Origin of the sequence: Ewingella americana ATCC 33852, assembly GCF_000735345.1 — a bacterium.
GTDB classification, from domain to species: domain Bacteria; phylum Pseudomonadota; class Gammaproteobacteria; order Enterobacterales; family Enterobacteriaceae; genus Ewingella; species Ewingella americana.
In genome coordinates, this window is sequence record NZ_JMPJ01000014.1 from 1 (window position 1) to 778 (window position 778).

The 778-nt window shown below is 51.0% G+C and carries 2 protein-coding genes; one reads left to right on the forward strand and one right to left on the reverse strand.

Annotated elements, in window-relative coordinates; genetic code table 11:
* Nucleotides 1-373 (forward strand): phage tail protein (locus tag GEAM_RS22445; RefSeq protein WP_167333516.1); only part of this gene is annotated, 373 nt, incomplete at its 5' end.
* Between the two features lie 29 nt (nt 374-402).
* On the opposite strand, the gene GEAM_RS22450 is transcribed toward GEAM_RS22445, so the two are convergent.
* Nucleotides 403-778, reverse strand: a 376-nt coding sequence (locus GEAM_RS22450) for a phage tail protein (RefSeq protein WP_167333517.1), incomplete at its 5' end; no start/stop codon positions are given.

Below are 778 nucleotides of genomic sequence, written 5' to 3' on the forward strand. Positions count from 1 at the left end.
AACTCCTCCGGCCGGGTGGCTGAAATGTAATGGGGCGGCGTTTGATAAAAATGCTTATCCGCAACTGGCTTTGGCTTATCCATCAGGGAAGTTACCTGATCTTCGTGGGGAGTTTATTCGTGGATTTGATGATGGGCGGGGTGTTGATACAGGACGTCAGCTTCTAAGTGCTCAGGCTGACTCTTTTGCCGCGCATACACACTTAACACCTACCTACACAGGTGATGTTCCACCAGGCCCAAACAATTATGAGGTAGCCAGCACTTCGCATCCGGGTTATGACTATTTTCCAGAGGTACCTACATCGACTACAGGTGGTACCGAGACTCGTCCACGTAACTTAGCATTCAATTACATAGTCCGTGCCGCATAAAGAAGTGCGCCCCACACGGGGCGCTTTTTTTATGCAGCTCTCACGATGTAGTTAAATGCAATATTGCGAGGGCGAACATACCAGCGAGCACGTGGCCCATTGTTGCCTGTATTTGTCACACTAGTTACCCCACCCAGCACACCTTCGTTAAATCCACCCTCACCACCTCCCAATACGATGCCAGTTGTTACTTGGTTGTTTTCAATGTTTGGCTGTATCCATGTTCCAGCCTGAGGTGATAACAGCGTGCGCCCAGCATCGACGCCACGGCCATCGTCAAAACCACGCAGGAACTCGCCACGCAAATCAGGAAGTACACCGTTAGGATATGCGATGGCAAGCAGTGGATATTTACTTCTGTCAAACGAGGCACCGTTGCACTGCAACCACCCGGCCGGAGGAGTC